The sequence below is a fragment of the Gaetbulibacter sp. NE genome (assembly GCF_025548475.1).
GTDB lineage: Bacteria > Bacteroidota > Bacteroidia > Flavobacteriales > Flavobacteriaceae > Gaetbulibacter_B > Gaetbulibacter_B jejuensis.
Window position 1 is genome coordinate 161713 of sequence record NZ_JAOQHY010000001.1, and the last position, 16070, is coordinate 177782.

Consider the following 16070-nt stretch of genomic DNA (forward strand, 5'->3'; position numbering starts at 1 on the left):
GTTATGATGATAACTGACAGTTTTGGTCAATTATAATATTGGTATAAAATTTGTACGAAAATAAGAGTAAAAGTAGGGTTATACAAACTTTTTAATAACTTTGCAAACTGTCTTTATTAAGACAATAAAGGGGTCGACTGGTTTTGACAGCGAGACTCATTAAACGGTAAGCACGTCGTGTAACGACCATGATACACGTAAAAGGCTAGGTCAACTTTTTAAACGGCGAGAATAACTACGCTTTAGCTGCTTAATCTGAATCATAGTAAGATCAGGCCTCGTCCTACAAGGTAGGAAAGCTAAATGTCTCCTGAAAGCCTTGGTTAATGGCGTTCTAATTAGAGGCATCGTAAAGATTAACTAAGATAGTGTAGCGCTTTGATGCACTTTCGAGATACAAAAGCTAAGTTGTAAGTAGGCTGTCTTTTGCCAGCTTACAATCGAAAAAACAATAACAGACTAAACGTGTAGAAAGCCCTTTGATAGCTTGTTTGGACGAGGGTTCGAGTCCCTCCGACTCCACAAAAAAACCGCTTATTTAAGCGGTTTTTATTATTATTTAAAATTATCTAATCCTGTTTTTAACCAATTGTAATATTCATCAACATTGGGAGTGTAACCCACAGGATCAATAAGATTTTCTTCATCATGACCCATCAATACATAAAAAGGCTGTGTATTGGTTTTATACTTTATGGTTTGGAACTCGCTCCATTTTTGCCCAATATATTTGAGTTTTTTACCAGGTCTTAATTGTGATTCTACGACTTCATCTTCAGGTAAAGGACGTTTATCATCAACATATAAGGATATAAGAACAATGTCATTTTTTAAAACATTTAGCACTTTATCTTTTACCCATACATTTTGCTCCATTTTGCGACAATTTACACAAGCCCAACCTGTAAAATCAATCATCACAGGTTTTCCTACTTTTTTTGCATAGGCTAAGCCTTTGTCATAATCATTGAATGCTAATATTTGATGTGGAGCCAATAAATGTGCACCTTCAGGCAAGTCGTTATGATCACTTGACATAGCTGCACCTCCAGTTTTAGAGTTACCAACTCCATAAGGTGACTCGCTATAATCTAATGGAGGCGGAAACGCACTTATTAAATTAAGTGGTGCTCCCCAAAGTCCTGGTATCATATAAATTGTAAACGACAATGTTACTAAACCTAGACAAAGTCTACCAACTGAAATATATTTTAAAGGTGAGTCATGTGGCAATTGAATTTTTCCGAACAGGTACAGTGAAAGCGTACCAAATACAGCTATCCAAATAGCTATAAACACTTCGCGTTCTAACAAATGTAGTTGTAATACCAAATCGGCTTGCGATAAAAATTTAAATGCTAAGGCTAACTCTAAGAATCCTAATACAACTTTTACAGTATTTAACCATCCTCCTGATTTTGGCAGAGAATTTAACCATCCTGGGAATGCAGCAAACAAAGCAAATGGTAATGCAATAGCTAATGAAAACCCTAACATCCCAATCACTGGAGCTAAACCTCCTTTAGAAGCTGCTTCAACCAATAATGTTCCTACAATTGGTCCTGTGCAAGAAAAAGACACAATTGCTAATGCTAAAGCCATAAAAAAGATACCTATTATACCTCCTTTATCTGCTTGTCTATCTACTTTATTTGCCCAAGAATTCGGTAACACAATTTCAAAAGCTCCTAAAAAGGATAGTGCAAATACAATTAGTAATAAAAAGAAAATAACGTTAAACCATACATTAGTTGCTAGCGCATTTAAAGCATCAGCTCCAAAAATAGCTGTGATAATAGTTCCTAAAAGCACATAGATTACAACTATAGACAATCCATAAATTACTGCATTTCTAATTCCTTTAGACTTTGATTTGCTTTGTTTAATAAAGAAACTTACCGTCATTGGTATCATAGGGAACACACAAGGTGTTAATAATGCAAGGAAACCTGATAAAAAAGCAACAATAAAAATTGTAAAAAGTCCTTTTTGCTCTTCATTTTCAGGTTTAGATGAAGTTTTAGAAATAGTGTTTTCTTGCTTTACTTCTTCTTTGTCTTTAGGTATTTCAAAAATATTTTGAACCGTTTCTTCTTTTCCACTATTACTAGAAACACTTTCTGAATTTGACAAGTTAAACTCTAAATCGACATAACTTGGCGGTAAACATCTGGCATCGTCGCACACCATAAACTCTACTTCTCCTTTTACGATAGAGAGTTCGTTATTTAACACTTTGACACGTTGCTTAAACTCTGCTTTGTTTTCAAAAAATTTAATTTTCATTTCAAACACAGGATCATCAACAGTGTGTCCTTCTTCTTCCTTAGTATTTTCTAACAACTGAAAACCATCTTCTGTATAAGTAAATGTTGTTGGTATTGGACCATCATCTGGTACATTTTGGGAGTATAAATGCCAACCTTTATCTATGGTGGCAATGGATACTAAATTATATTCTGTATCAGAAATTTTTTCAACTGAGGTTGACCATTTTACTGGTTCTAAAATTTGTGCTTGGGATGCAACAATAGGCATAATGAGCATCAAACAACTTAAAACGATGTTCTTCATTCTTTAAAAATTAGTCTAGTAGTTAGAATTAACAAATGTAACACTTGTGTTAGAATTATATTATAAAGCTTTCTTAAATCTGCTTAGTCGACGCTTCAATTTGATACTAACAAACTACTAACTGACAAAGACGTTAAAGTTTTACTAATAAAATTTAGATATAAAAAAACCGAACGTAATGTTCGGTTTGGTGAGTTAAGATTTGATTTCTACTTCGTAGCCTTCATGCTGCCATTTAGAAATGCCTCCATCGAGATCATATACTTTAACAAAGCCAGCTTCCTCCATTTTTTTTGCGCATTTTGCGCTTCTTCCTCCAGACTTACAATACAATATTACTGGTTTTGTTTTGTCTAGCTTTGTGATATCCTCATCAAAAGTTGGCGAGTTGTAATCTATATTTTGAGCAGTAGGTATGTTACCTTCTTTAAATTCTTCAGGTGTTCTAACATCTATTAATTGCACATCTTCTAATTCTAAAAGTGTTTGCATTTCTTCTGGTGATACCAGTTTAACATCGCTTTGCGAATCGTCTTTACAGCTTGTCACTGTAAATGTTAACATTAAAGTCAACACAATTAATACCTGTTTCATTTTTAATACAATTTAAAGTTATACTATATCACCTTCCCACTCGGTAATACCTCCAACAAGATTATAAGCATTATCAAAACCTAATTGATTCATTATAGCACAAGCTTGACCGCTTCTGTTTCCAGATCGACAATACACATAATAGTTTTTGGTTTTGTCAAGTTCTTCTACTTTTGAAATAAATTCTTGACCTCCATAAATATCAATATGCACTGCATTAGGTATTATACCTTCATCAACTTCGTCTTGTGTTCTAACGTCCAAAACCACAGCATTAGTATCCGCTGATAGTTGTTTTGCCCATTCTTCTTGTGTTAAATCTGCCATTTTTTAGTTTTTGATTATAACAAATTTAACTTTTCTTTATGATATAGACGAAAAAAAATCCAATCTGTTACAATTGGATTTTAATTTAAGCTTTAAAATGTATTTATTTACACTTTAATTGAGCATCCTATAGCTCTTGTTTGTGTTTCTTTAATTTCTTTTCCTTTTAATAATGCATCAACAGCATTTTCAACGTAGGTAGTATTTACTTGACTTGCGTCTTTATAGTTATCGTCAATAGCTCCAATGTACTTTACCTGATTCCCTTTTGCAGTTTTTTGTAGCACATATACATGTGGTGTTTTTGTCGCTCCATATTGAGGATAGATTTTTTGTCCTTCGTCAATTAAATAAGGAAATGTAAACCCTTTTGATTTTGCTCTGGCTTGCATAGCTTCCATATTATCTCCAGGTTTAACATCGGTATTATTTGGCATAATAGCTATAACAGGATAACCTTTATCAGCATATTTTTTGTCTAATTCAATAATTCTGTCCTCGTAAGCAACAGCATAAGGGCAAGTATTGCATGTAAATATTACAATGAATCCTTTAGCATCTTTATAATCTGCTAAAGACACCATTTTACCATCAATATTTTCAAGTTTAAAATCTGTTGCAATGTCACCAACATGATAACCATGGCCATCACCCACAGTTGTGAATGCTGAAAGTGATAACATAGCTACAAAAGCAAATACTAGTTTTAATGTTTTCATAGTGTTTTGTTTTAGTTTAAAAATTGTTTTAATTCGGTTTCTAGCTCGTCATAAGTAAACGATTTTTCGTAGAACTTGCGTTTATTTTTATTGAAAATTACTGTAGCAGGAATTGCTCCTGACCAGCTTTCATCTACCTTAGGAATCCAAGAGTTAGCATCAGCATCGTCAAGCGCCACAACTTTAGATTGTAATTTCTTATCAACTATAAAAGGTTTAAGTTTTGATTCATATTTAGAAGGAAAATCTAAACTTATCAATATCACCTCAACATCTTTAGCTTTATATTCAGAATTTAATGTTTCAAAATAAGGCAACTCTTTAACACAAGGAGCGCACCACGTTGCCCAAAAGTTAACTACATAGGTTTTATCATCAGTAGCTGTTAGATATTTTTTTATACCATTAAAATCATGAACTTCTAACTCTAAGGTATTAGGAGTTTCAATTTGTGCTTCGGCAATAGCATCTTTTTTTTCCTCTTTACAGGAAAAACACAAGATCATTGTTAGTATTAACAGTGTATATTTCATATTATAAAAGTAAGCATAACACTGAAAAACCTTTAATCTTTAACAAAACTTTATAGGGCTTAATTTAAATTAAAATGCTCCCACACAAATATTTCTACAAATAATTTGAAAAAATAATTTTCATTTCTATATTTGACCCAACAAACAAAAACATGAATACAATTTTAAATAATACTTGGTGGTGGATGTCTCGAAACTCAATTTTCGTGAACTAACCCTATTAATATATTTAAAACTAAAAATATCAAAAAGGCTTGTCATTCACGACAAGCCTTTTTTAATTTATTTACCAATGAAAACCTTTAGCCTTTACACACATTATAAAAAAATTCTTGCCGACACAATTACTCCTGTTAGTATCTACCTTAAAGTACGCGACAAGTTTCCCAATAGTATCTTACTTGAAAGTAGCGACTACCATGCAAACGATAATAGTTTTTCATACATCTGCTGTAACCCAATTGCTTCTATTGAAGTAAAAAATGAAACCATTACCGAACAGTTTCCTGATGGCAGCAGCATTATCAACAAGATAAAAGATGATGTTAATGTCACTGAAAAAATTCACAAATTCACACAGCGTTTTAAAGTAGATTCTGATAAGGAATTTAAGTTTATCAACAATGGCATTTTTGGATATATGGCTTATGATGCTGTTCGCTACTTTGAAGATATTAAAATTTCAAAAAAAGAAGACCATCTGGACATTCCAGATATTTACTATGCTGTGTATCAAAATATCATTGCTATTAACCACCATAAAAACGTAGCCTATATTTTTGCACATTGCTTTGATACCGAAAACAATATTGACGATATTCATCAGCTTATAAAATCTAAAAACTTTGCCGTTTTTAATTTTTCAACTGATGGTGAAACTAAATCAAACCTTACTGACAATGAGTACAAAGAGCATGTAGAACTTGCAAAAAAACATTGTGCTAGAGGTGATGTGTTTCAATTAGTACTTTCAAAAAAATTCTCTCAAAATTTTAAAGGTGACGAGTTTAATGTATATAGAGCCTTACGTAGCATCAACCCTTCTCCTTACCTATTTTACTTTGATTATGGTGATTTTAAAATCTTTGGAAGTTCGCCAGAAGCACAATTGATTGTAAACAATGGAAAAGCTGAAATTCACCCAATAGCAGGCACTTTTAAACGCACAGGAAGCGATGAAAAAGATGCTGAACTAGCTAAGCAACTTTCTGAAGACATCAAAGAAAACTCCGAACATGTTATGCTCGTAGATTTAGCGCGTAACGATTTGAGTAGACATGGAAACAATGTAAAAGTTGACACCTACAGAGAGGTTCAGTTTTTCTCTCACGTTATTCATTTGGTAAGTAAAGTTTCTGGTAACAAACACGACAAAACCACAACTATGCAAGTGGTAGCTGACACTTTTCCTGCAGGAACTTTAAGTGGAGCTCCAAAACATAAAGCAATGCAACTTATTGAAGCATATGAGAAAACAAGTCGCGACTTTTATGGTGGAGCCATTGGGTTTATGGATTTTGAAGGCAACTTTAATCATGCCATTATGATTAGGACTTTTTTAAGTAAAAACCACACACTGCATTGGCAAGCAGGAGCTGGATTGGTCTCAAAATCAAATCCTGAAAATGAATTACAAGAAGTATATAACAAATTAGGTGCACTTACAAGAGCCATTGAACTTGCTGAAAATTTATAGCCATGAAAGCCCATAATGGGCATTTAATTAATAATGATCATTGATAGTCCATAAAAGCAATAAAAAGTGCAATCGACACTAAAATTTATAGAGATGAAGAAAATATTAGTTATTGATAATTACGACAGTTTCACTTACAACCTTGTGCATTATCTTGAGGATTTAGATTGTGAAGTAACTGTAAAACGCAACGACCAACTAGAGTTGGATTTCGTAAAAGCGTTTGACAAAATAGTATTATCTCCAGGTCCTGGAATTCCTGATGAAGCTGGTTTATTAAAACCTATTATTGAAACCTATGCAGCTTCAAAAAGTATTCTAGGTGTTTGCTTGGGTCAACAAGCTATAGGTGAAGTTTTTGGAGGCAAACTCATCAATCTTAAAAGTGTGTACCATGGCGTTTCTACTCAGGTAAATATTACTGCAGATGATGAAATTCTTTTTAAAAACATGGACAAAACCATTGCTGTTGGTCGCTACCACTCTTGGGTTGTAGATGAAAAGCTCCCTGATGTTTTAGAAGCCACATCTTTTGATGACAACGGACAAGTGATGTCTTTAAGACACAAAGTGTATGATGTAAGAGGTGTTCAGTTTCATCCAGAATCTGTTTTAACACCTAACGGAAAACAAATGCTAGAAAACTGGGTTAAAAGTTAATATTGTCGTTTTTCTATTAATTCATCATCTATTAAAAATTAAAACTATAAAATCCTGAACGCATTGACATTTCAGGACAGAATATCCAAATATGAAAACCATTTTAAACCGATTAATAAACCAAGAAAGCATTTCTACCGAAGAAGCTAAAAATGTTTTGGTTAACATTTCTAAAGGAGAGTACAACCAAAGTCAGATTGCCTCTTTTTTAACTGTATATATGATGCGAAGTATTACAACCCAAGAGTTATTGGGCTTTAGAGATGCGCTTTTAGACCTTTGTATTCCTGTAGATTTGAATGACTTTAACGCTATTGATTTATGCGGAACAGGTGGTGACGGAAAAGACACATTTAACATTTCCACTCTAGCGTCGTTTGTTACTGCAGGAGCTGGAGTTCACGTTTCAAAACATGGTAACTATGGTGTGTCTTCGGCTTGCGGCTCTTCAAATGTGCTTGAGTTTTTAGGTGTAAAATTTAGTAACGATATCGATTTTTTAAAAACCTGTTTAGATAAAGCTGGTATTTGTGTACTTCATGCTCCATTATTTCATCCTGCAATGAAACACGTTGCTCCAATACGACGCGAACTTGGTGTAAAAACATTTTTTAATATGCTTGGACCAATGGTAAATCCGTCGTTTCCAAAAAACCAAATGGTTGGTGTGTTTAGTTTGGAGTTATTGAGACAATACAGTTATCTGTACCAAAACACTGATAAAAATTATAGCATTGTACATGCTTTAGATGGTTATGACGAAATTTCTTTAACAGGAGTATCAAAACTATCAAGCAACAAGGGAAATGTTGTTATTAACCCAAAAGATTTTGGAGTTGAAAAATTGCATCAAGATGCAATACATGGTGGTGATTCTGTAAAAACATCGGCAAAAATATTCACCCATGTACTTCTTGGTCAAGGTACTGAAGCCCAAAATAATGTGGTTTGCGCCAATGCAGCTATTGCTATTTCAACAGTAAAAAACAACACCATTCAAGAGGCGTTTAGCGAAGCTAAAGAGTCACTTATGAGTGGTAAAGCAAAGAAATGTTTTGACAAATTAGTAGAACTGAGCAAGTAATGAATATACTCGATAAAATAGTATTTGATAAACGTAAAGAGGTTGATTTAAAAAAAGCCTTGATAAGTACACAACAATTGGAAAGCTCACAACTGTTCAACAGAGCAACGATTTCATTATCCGAAAAACTAAAAAACAGCTCTTCAGGTATTATTGCTGAACACAAACGTCGCTCACCTTCAAAATCAATTATCAACAATGGCTTAAATGTTCAAGACGTCGCAACTGGTTATGAAAATGCTGGTGTTTGCGGAATGTCTGTACTAACCGATGGAAAATATTTTGGTGGTTCTCTTGACGATTTAATAGTGGCTAGAGCAAGCTGCAACCTACCACTTTTAAGAAAAGAGTTTATTATTGACGAATATCAAATTATTGAAGCTAAATCTTATGGTGCAGATGTAATTTTACTTATTGCTGCCATTTTAACCCAAGAAGAGATTAAACAATTTTCTCAATTAGCGAAAAGTCTAAGCTTAGATGTATTATTAGAAGTTCATAATGAAGATGAATTGCAAAAATCTATAATGCCTAGTCTTGATATGATAGGTGTAAATAACCGCAACCTTAAGACTTTTGAAGTAAGCTTAGACACTAGTAAAACTCTTAGCACTAAAATCCCTGACGAGTTTGTAAAAGTTTCAGAAAGTGGTATAAGTGACATTCAGTCTATACAAACACTTAAAACGTATGGTTATCAAGGGTTTTTAATTGGTGAAAACTTTATGAAAACTAATAATCCTGGAGTAAACGCTAAAGCATTTATTAAAAGCCTCCTCTAACTCCTCCAAAGGAGGAGAACCCTTACTCAAATGGAAAATAAAACTAACCTATCAAAAATCCAACTTGTCATTCCGCACTTGATGCGGAATCCATCATAAGCAACAAAAAGATAAATCAAATTCAGAATGACATTTATCATGAAACTCAAAATATGCGGAATGAAATATCAAGATAACATTACTCAAGTTGCCAACTTGCAACCTGACTATCTTGGTTTTATTTTCTATAAGCAATCCAAAAGATATTTTGATGGTAACATCCCTGAACTTCCAAAAGCGATAAAAAAAGTAGGTGTTTTTGTAGATGCTGAAATAGATTATATTTTATCAAAAGTAAAAACACACAAGCTTAACGCTATACAGCTTCATGGGAATGAATCTGCTGATTATTGCAAAGACTTAACGCAAGCTTGTCATTCCGCACTTGATGCGGAATCCACTAAAAAAAATGAGACATTAAACCTTCCTAAGCTTTCAGAACAACATAAAAATCCCATTGAAATCATTAAAGTATTTTCAATAAAAAACGAATTTAATTTTGACGTTTTAAAACCCTACGAAGCAGTTTGCAATTACTTTCTTTTTGACACTAAAGGACAGTTACCTGGAGGTAATGGTTACACTTTCAACTGGGAAGTATTAAGCAATTATCCATCACAAAAACCGTATTTTTTAAGTGGTGGTATTGGTTTAAACGAAACCAAAGATATTAAATCATTCCTACGAAGTCCAAAATCTAAATACTGTTATGCGCTTGATGTTAATAGCAAGTTCGAGATTGAAGCAGGCTTAAAAAATTTAGAAAAACTAGCAACATTTAAAACTGATTTGTCATTCTGAGCGAGTCAGAGCATGACCAAAAAAAAACAACTATGAGTTATAATGTAAACGAAAAAGGCTATTACGGAGAATTTGGAGGCGCATTCATACCTGAGATGCTATATCCAAATGTAGAAGAGTTACGCCAAAACTATCTAAAAGTAATGAACGAACCCGATTTTAAAGCAGAGTTCAATCAGCTTTTAAAAGACTACGTTGGTCGTCCTTCTCCTCTCTATTTTGCTAAGCGACTTTCAGAAAAACACAATACTAAAATTTACCTCAAACGCGAAGACCTTAACCATACAGGAGCACATAAAATCAATAATACTATTGGCCAAATTCTTATGGCAAAACGCCTTGGCAAAACCCGAATTATTGCCGAAACTGGAGCAGGACAACATGGTGTTGCAACAGCAACGGTTTGCGCATTAATGGGATTGGAATGTATTGTGTACATGGGAGAAATTGATATTGCTCGACAAGCGCCTAATGTTGCCAGAATGAAAATGCTTGGTGCTACAGTTGTTCCTGCAACTTCAGGAAGCAAAACCTTAAAAGATGCTACAAATGAAGCCATAAGAGACTGGATTAGCAATCCTGTAAATACGCACTATATAATTGGTAGCGTAGTTGGTCCACATCCTTACCCTGATATGGTAGCAAGATTTCAAAGTGTGGTTTCAGAGGAAATAAAATCGCAACTAAAAACACACGAAGACACTGAAACACCTGACTATGTTATTGCTTGTGTTGGTGGTGGCAGTAATGCTGCTGGTGCTTATTATCATTTTTTAGATGATGAAAATGTGAATCTTATAGCTGTTGAAGCTGCTGGTCATGGTGTAAATTCTGGTGAAAGTGCAGCAACTTCAGTATTAGGAAAGATGGGAATTATACATGGAAGCAAAACCCTACTTATGCAAACCAACGATGGTCAAATTACTGAGCCTTATTCTATTTCGGCTGGACTGGATTATCCAGGAGTTGGACCAATGCATGCGCATTTATATGCTTCTGGTCGTGCTGAGTTTATTGCCATAACAGACGACCAAGCAATGAATGCAGGCTTAGAACTTTGTAAGCTGGAAGGTATTATTCCTGCTATTGAAAGCTCTCACGCTTTGGCTATTTTTGAACAAAAGACCTTTAAACCTGATGCTATTGTTGTTGTGAGTTTGTCTGGTCGTGGTGACAAAGATTTAGAAACCTATATTAAGCATTTTAATTTATAATGATGAACAGAATTCAACATAAACTAAACGAAGACAAAAAGTTACTATCCATATACTTTACAGCAGGATACCCAAGCCTTAACGATACAGTTTCTATTATTGAATCACTTGAAAACAATGGTGTAGACATGATTGAAATTGGTTTACCGTTTAGCGATCCTTTAGCTGATGGACCAACCATACAAGCAAGTTCTACCCAAGCATTAAAAAACGGAATGACTACCGAAATACTTTTTAATCAGTTAAAAGATATTAGAAAAACGGTTTCTATTCCACTAATTATTATGGGTTATTTCAATCCAATGCTTCAATATGGTGTGGAAAACTTCTGTAAGAAATGTCATGAAATTGGCATTGATGGATTAATTATTCCAGATCTTCCTGTGGATGTTTATCATGAAGAATATCAAGCTACTTTTGAAAAATACGGACTAACAAACGTGTTTTTAATCACACCTCAAACTAGTGATGAACGCATTCGTTACATCGATTCGGTGTCTAATGGATTTATTTATATGGTTAGTAGCGCAAGTACGACAGGAGCAAAAACAGGATTTGGTGATGAGCAATTAAACTATTTTAAACGCATAAATGACATGGTCCTTAAAAACCCTCAAATTGTTGGGTTTGGAATAAGTAATAGTGAAACATTTACGCAAGCAACCACTTATGCTAAAGGTGCTATTATTGGTAGTGCATTTATAAAGCATTTAAACCAAAACAGCGTTAGTACGATTCCTAACTTTATAAAATCTATAATTAGCTGATTTTAAGATAATTTTAATAGAATTTTGGCTTCAATTTCTTATGTTAAAGATGAACGATAAAACATCAAATGAATTATGGGAATTATTGAAGACAAAAGAAAATTTAAACCAAAGAAAAAACAAAGCAATCCGTTAAATCCAACTGGCGATGTTAACCAAAACACCAACCAGTTTGATATTGATGAAAGCACTATAAAGAAACAACAAAACAAAAACTAATTGTTGTAGTTTTTTATAAAAAGTAAAAATAGCCTATTCGATTAAGAATAGGTTATTTTATATTTATACAGTTCAAAAAAAATCATTTTAATGTCTTTAAATATTGTTCTTATAGAACCCGAAATTCCAAACAACACAGGTAATATTGGTAGGTTAGCATTAGCTACTGGCTCTACGTTGCACTTGGTAAAACCTTTTGGTTTTGAAATAGATGACAGTCGATTAAAACGTGCAGGATTAGACTACTGGCAACACTTGGATATTGTTTATTATGATGATATTGACGATTTTTTCACTAAAAACAAAACTGCAAATATGGTGTATTTGTCTAGTCATGGCAAGCAACAGCATTGGGACATTCCTTTTAAAGACGACTTGTTTTTGGTTTTTGGAAAAGAGTCGGTTGGACTCCCTAAACACATCACCCAAAACAATGAAGACACACTATTTAAAATTCCATTGTATAGCAAGCACATACGTAGTTTAAACCTAGCCAATGCGGTAAGCGTAGTGGTTTATGAAGGCTTAAGGCAATTAGGTTCTAAATAAAACACACTTGCTGTTTTTATCCTAAATTGATATAAAAATAATAATACAATTTTTGCACCAAATAAGGAAACAACTCAACTAAAACTAGTAACATTAGTACTATTTAGGATATAAATAATAGGTTTTTATATATTTAGCTATTATAAACTAGTTAGGCACAAGCTAAAAAAAACAACTCGAATGAATCAAAATTCTAACATTTCATTTTTGAAAATGATTTTAATCATTTGGAAAACAATTTTTATTGGAGGTTGTTTTTTTCTTATTTACAGCATTTATATTTGGAAAACAAGTGCAGTTATCTTTTGTGTTTTATTCCTTGTTTTTATTGGTTTTTTAATTAAAAAGTATTCTCAAAATGAACAATAAATTTGATTTCATTGCGGATTAAAATATAAAACCAACAGGTTTGATTTTAACTTCAGATGACGTTATTGTTGATAAGCACAAAGGGATTGATGCTGTCTATGAGTATTTTGATGGATTTCATAAAGGAACAAACGAAACAGTTAGAATTGTTGCTATAAACATGTATTACAAAAATTATGCATATACTTTATACTATACAGCAACTGATGAAATAACAATGGCGATTATCGGAACTGAATTATTGTAAAACGCCACTCAACAAAGTCTATACTTAATTGCTGGTTCTCGCCTACTTCTGAATCCTAAAGCGTCGGAAACTGTAGGTTTCCTATTCGGTTTTTATTTGCTAAATTACATCCTAAATCAAGTAACTAATCTTATACAAACACGTTAGCCTTTATTACCAACAACAAATAATCAAAGTAAACATTTAGTTTAGCGTATGTATTTATTAGCATTTAAATTCAAACCAAAATAATGAAATATTACCTCTACTTATTAGTATTTATTGTATCGCCTTTAATAGTAAATCAAGATGCAATTGCACAAACAGCTGAGTCCCAAACAGCGCAATTTCAAAACCGAATAGTAGATTCCATATTTTCTAAAACTTTAGATGAAAGCCGTGACTTTTGGGTAAGATTACCAGATAATTTTCAACCAGATAGTGACGAAAAATATGCTGTTATTTATTTAATGGACGGATTTTCACTAGAAAGCACTTTAGAAACTGTTTATGGTAATTATTGGGGACATTACCTCCCACACATGATACTTGTTGGTGTTTCTAATCGCAAAAACCGAACAAGAGATTTAACTACTTCACAAATAAAAATGAGACGTGGTAGCGCATTTGATCGTGAAACTGGAGGCGCAGAAACCTTTACTAAATTTATGGAAAAGGAACTCATACCACATATTGATAATAAGTATCCAACCATTCCTTATCGTACCTTAATTGGGCATTCTTATGCTGGTTTGTTTACCATAAACATGTTGGTTAATCATAAGCATCTCTTTCAAAATTATATAGCTATAGATCCAAGTTTGGATTGGGACGACCAAAAATTATTGAAGGAAGCAAAAGAAAAGCTGAGTACAGAAAGTTATGAAGGCAAATCCCTTTTTGTGTCTTTAGCAGCAGAGCAGCTACATATGTGGAATGAAGACATAACCATGGAGAATATTATGAATGACTCTTCAGAATTTACTTTGTTTGCGCGTTCAATCATTGAGTTTTCAAATTATGCTAAATCTCAAAAACAGAATGGATTAAATTTTTCATGGAAGGTTTATAATGAAGATTTACATGGTACAGTTCCGTTACCATCTATAAGAGATGGGTTGATTTTTCTTTTTGAATGGTATCAGTTTAAATCTCCTCAAAAATATAATAATCCGGAAACACCAATAGAAGAATTGGTTTCGCTATTGAAGGAGCAGGAACAAATCTATACTGAACATTTTGGTGTTCCTACTGCACCTATGATAGACGAAATGCTAAATGGCTATGGCTACATGAATATGCAAATGGGTCAACCTAAAAAGGCATTAATGTTTTTTGAAATGAATATTAAATACAATCCAACAAGTGCAAATGCTTATGATTCGATGGCTGAGTATTATGAATCTCAAAATGACAAAGAGAATGCCTTAAAATACTTAAAAAAGGCTTATGAAATGAGTGGTGACGATTACTATAAAGAAAGAATTGAAGCTCTAAATAAAAAATAACCAAAGACTAACAATATATATAAGCTATACAAATCAGGAAACGGTTTAGACACCAACCGCTTACATAATTTAATGCTAGTCTTCAGCCTGCTATTTCTAAATTTCGAAACGACTAGACTCACAGATTTTCTATTCAGCTTGTATTTCTAAATTAGTTGCTTAAACAAGCAACTACTCATAGTCGCTAAACTTGACCGCTAATTAAAAAACCGAACGATAAATGGAACAAATAAAAATATTATTCTTTGCATTGGCTTCTTTTTTTGGAATTGAAGATGGTAGAATAGCTTCTGAGAAAACCACCATAACTATATACCCTCAAAATAAAAAAATTGAAATTATCCAAGAAGGTTTATTTACAGTTATACAGACAAAAAAGGATAGTACACTAGTACTGGAACAGTGGAATAAAATTCTTGATGTGAAAAGAAAAAACACAGCTTGGTCAAAAGAATTAAATAATTTTCCTGTTAAAAGCTTTAATTTAAAAACTATCAACAATGTAATCCAACCACATTTAACACTCAATTATATTAAAGAAAAAGATTTAGAAGCATTAGGAATTTGGTATAGTGAAGAAAAAAATGAATTTTCAATTAACAATATTCCTCGGGATAATATTAAGACTGGTGACGGAAAATTAAAAGGAAACTATTGGGTTTTCAATGCAAAAAATACAATTACTTTTACCATTGAGCCATTTCTTCAAATGCCAGAGGACTATAAAAAACTAAGAAGACCTTTAAAAGAGTTATTGCAAACTGAAAACAAACACTAAAGCAGTAGCTCACAATGACCTTTAATAACTACTTGCTTGCCTATCTGCAGACAGGTTCTCGCCTACCCTAAATTTCGAAACGACTAAACTCACAGATTTTCTATTCGGTTTTTATTTACTAAATTACATAACTCTCATAGCCAAACCATTGTAAAACATTTAGAAAGACCTTATGAAAAAAAGAAAAATTATTGCATTATCACTTTTGATTATTGGGATTTCTTTAAGTGTTGCTTTTATATCAAAAATTGAATTCCCTCAAGGATTAGAAGCATATTTTAAAAGAGAATACTATAACCAATTTGGTCCTTTGGCTATTAGTGTTGAGCTTTTAGCTGCGAGTTATTACCTTTTTATAGGACATAAAAAGACAAACTTTACTTTAGCCCTTTTTGGGTTTACTGCTTTGCTAGACCCTATTTTTAATCTAATAGGTCTTTTCAATAGCATAGTACCTTTATACGGAACAATAATTTTATCAATTTGTGCGCTGCTGTGTTTATGGCTTGCATTTGCAAACACATTTAAATTAAAACCTTTATCTAATTTAACTGCAATATTAAGTGTTGTTCTTGGTGTTTTTGTTGAGTTATTCTTTAATTACCTATAATAAACATTTACTAACAACTTA

At 32.9% G+C, this 16070-nt stretch carries 18 protein-coding genes and 1 other RNA gene; 14 read left to right on the plus strand and 5 right to left on the minus strand.

What is annotated here, in order from left to right:
• Window positions 1-129: 129 nt before the first annotated feature.
• Window positions 130-525, plus strand: a transfer-messenger RNA (tmRNA) gene (gene ssrA, locus OD803_RS00820).
• A 30-nt stretch (window positions 526-555) separates the two neighbouring features.
• On the opposite strand, the gene OD803_RS00825 is transcribed toward ssrA, so the two are convergent.
• The 5 genes from OD803_RS00825 to OD803_RS00845 all read right to left on the minus strand — a co-directional run bounded on the left by OD803_RS00825 (window position 556) and on the right by OD803_RS00845 (window position 4747).
• Window positions 556-2574, minus strand: coding sequence for a protein-disulfide reductase DsbD family protein (locus OD803_RS00825; RefSeq protein WP_262732012.1), 2019 nt, complete (start codon window positions 2572-2574; stop codon window positions 556-558).
• Window positions 2575-2769: 195 nt separating this feature from the next.
• Window positions 2770-3168, minus strand: a complete 399-nt coding sequence (locus tag OD803_RS00830) for a rhodanese-like domain-containing protein (protein ID WP_129759132.1) — start codon at window positions 3166-3168, stop codon at window positions 2770-2772.
• Window positions 3169-3186: 18 nt separating this feature from the next.
• Window positions 3187-3495: a rhodanese-like domain-containing protein gene (locus OD803_RS00835; protein ID WP_134198752.1), complete on the minus strand. Its 309-nt coding sequence runs from the start codon at window positions 3493-3495 to the stop codon at window positions 3187-3189.
• 107 nt (window positions 3496-3602) lie between these two features.
• A complete protein-coding gene (locus tag OD803_RS00840) occupies window positions 3603-4214 on the minus strand; it encodes a thioredoxin family protein (RefSeq protein WP_131505844.1) in 612 nt (203 codons plus the stop codon).
• A gap of 11 nt (window positions 4215-4225) precedes the next feature.
• A complete protein-coding gene (locus OD803_RS00845) occupies window positions 4226-4747 on the minus strand; it encodes a TlpA family protein disulfide reductase (protein ID WP_262732013.1) in 522 nt (173 codons plus the stop codon).
• 292 nt (window positions 4748-5039) lie between these two features.
• On the opposite strand from OD803_RS00845, the gene OD803_RS00850 reads away from it, so the two are divergent.
• The 13 genes from OD803_RS00850 (at window position 5040) to OD803_RS00910 (ending at window position 16049) form a co-directional block, all read left to right on the plus strand.
• The gene (locus OD803_RS00850) at window positions 5040-6443 is read left to right on the plus strand and encodes an anthranilate synthase component I family protein (protein ID WP_262732014.1); all 1404 of its coding nucleotides are present in this window, start codon (window positions 5040-5042) and stop codon (window positions 6441-6443) included.
• Window positions 6444-6536: 93 nt separating this feature from the next.
• Window positions 6537-7103, plus strand: a complete 567-nt coding sequence (locus OD803_RS00855; protein WP_129759137.1) for an anthranilate synthase component II — start codon at window positions 6537-6539, stop codon at window positions 7101-7103.
• 91 nt (window positions 7104-7194) lie between these two features.
• Window positions 7195-8187: an anthranilate phosphoribosyltransferase gene (gene trpD / locus OD803_RS00860; RefSeq protein WP_262732015.1), complete on the plus strand. Its 993-nt coding sequence runs from the start codon at window positions 7195-7197 to the stop codon at window positions 8185-8187.
• Window positions 8187-8969, plus strand: a complete 783-nt coding sequence (gene trpC / locus OD803_RS00865; protein ID WP_262732016.1) for an indole-3-glycerol phosphate synthase TrpC — start codon at window positions 8187-8189, stop codon at window positions 8967-8969. The genes trpD and trpC overlap by 1 nt, the downstream gene beginning before the upstream one ends.
• Before the next feature lie 159 nt (window positions 8970-9128).
• Window positions 9129-9809: a phosphoribosylanthranilate isomerase gene (locus OD803_RS00870; protein ID WP_442899839.1), complete on the plus strand. Its 681-nt coding sequence runs from the start codon at window positions 9129-9131 to the stop codon at window positions 9807-9809.
• A 32-nt stretch (window positions 9810-9841) separates the two neighbouring features.
• A complete protein-coding gene (trpB, locus tag OD803_RS00875) occupies window positions 9842-11023 on the plus strand; it encodes a tryptophan synthase subunit beta (RefSeq protein WP_262732018.1) in 1182 nt (393 codons plus the stop codon).
• Window positions 11024-11025: 2 nt separating this feature from the next.
• Window positions 11026-11790 (plus strand): tryptophan synthase subunit alpha, encoded by a 765-nt coding sequence (gene trpA, locus OD803_RS00880; protein ID WP_262732019.1) that lies wholly within the window; start codon window positions 11026-11028, stop codon window positions 11788-11790.
• Between the two features lie 75 nt (window positions 11791-11865).
• Window positions 11866-12009 carry a hypothetical protein gene (locus OD803_RS00885; protein ID WP_165353649.1) on the plus strand — a complete coding sequence of 48 codons (144 nt, stop codon included), beginning with the start codon at window positions 11866-11868 and terminating at the stop codon, window positions 12007-12009.
• 90 nt (window positions 12010-12099) lie between these two features.
• Window positions 12100-12558: a tRNA (cytidine(34)-2'-O)-methyltransferase gene (locus OD803_RS00890; protein WP_262732020.1), complete on the plus strand. Its 459-nt coding sequence runs from the start codon at window positions 12100-12102 to the stop codon at window positions 12556-12558.
• 409 nt (window positions 12559-12967) lie between these two features.
• A complete protein-coding gene (locus OD803_RS00895; protein WP_262732021.1) occupies window positions 12968-13174 on the plus strand; it encodes a hypothetical protein in 207 nt (68 codons plus the stop codon).
• Window positions 13175-13404: 230 nt separating this feature from the next.
• Window positions 13405-14661 carry an alpha/beta hydrolase-fold protein gene (locus OD803_RS00900; protein ID WP_262732022.1) on the plus strand — a complete coding sequence of 419 codons (1257 nt, stop codon included), beginning with the start codon at window positions 13405-13407 and terminating at the stop codon, window positions 14659-14661.
• A 220-nt stretch (window positions 14662-14881) separates the two neighbouring features.
• Window positions 14882-15439, plus strand: coding sequence for a hypothetical protein (locus OD803_RS00905; RefSeq protein WP_262732023.1), 558 nt, complete (start codon window positions 14882-14884; stop codon window positions 15437-15439).
• A 172-nt stretch (window positions 15440-15611) separates the two neighbouring features.
• Window positions 15612-16049: a hypothetical protein gene (locus OD803_RS00910; RefSeq protein WP_262732024.1), complete on the plus strand. Its 438-nt coding sequence runs from the start codon at window positions 15612-15614 to the stop codon at window positions 16047-16049.
• Window positions 16050-16070 lie beyond the last annotated feature (21 nt).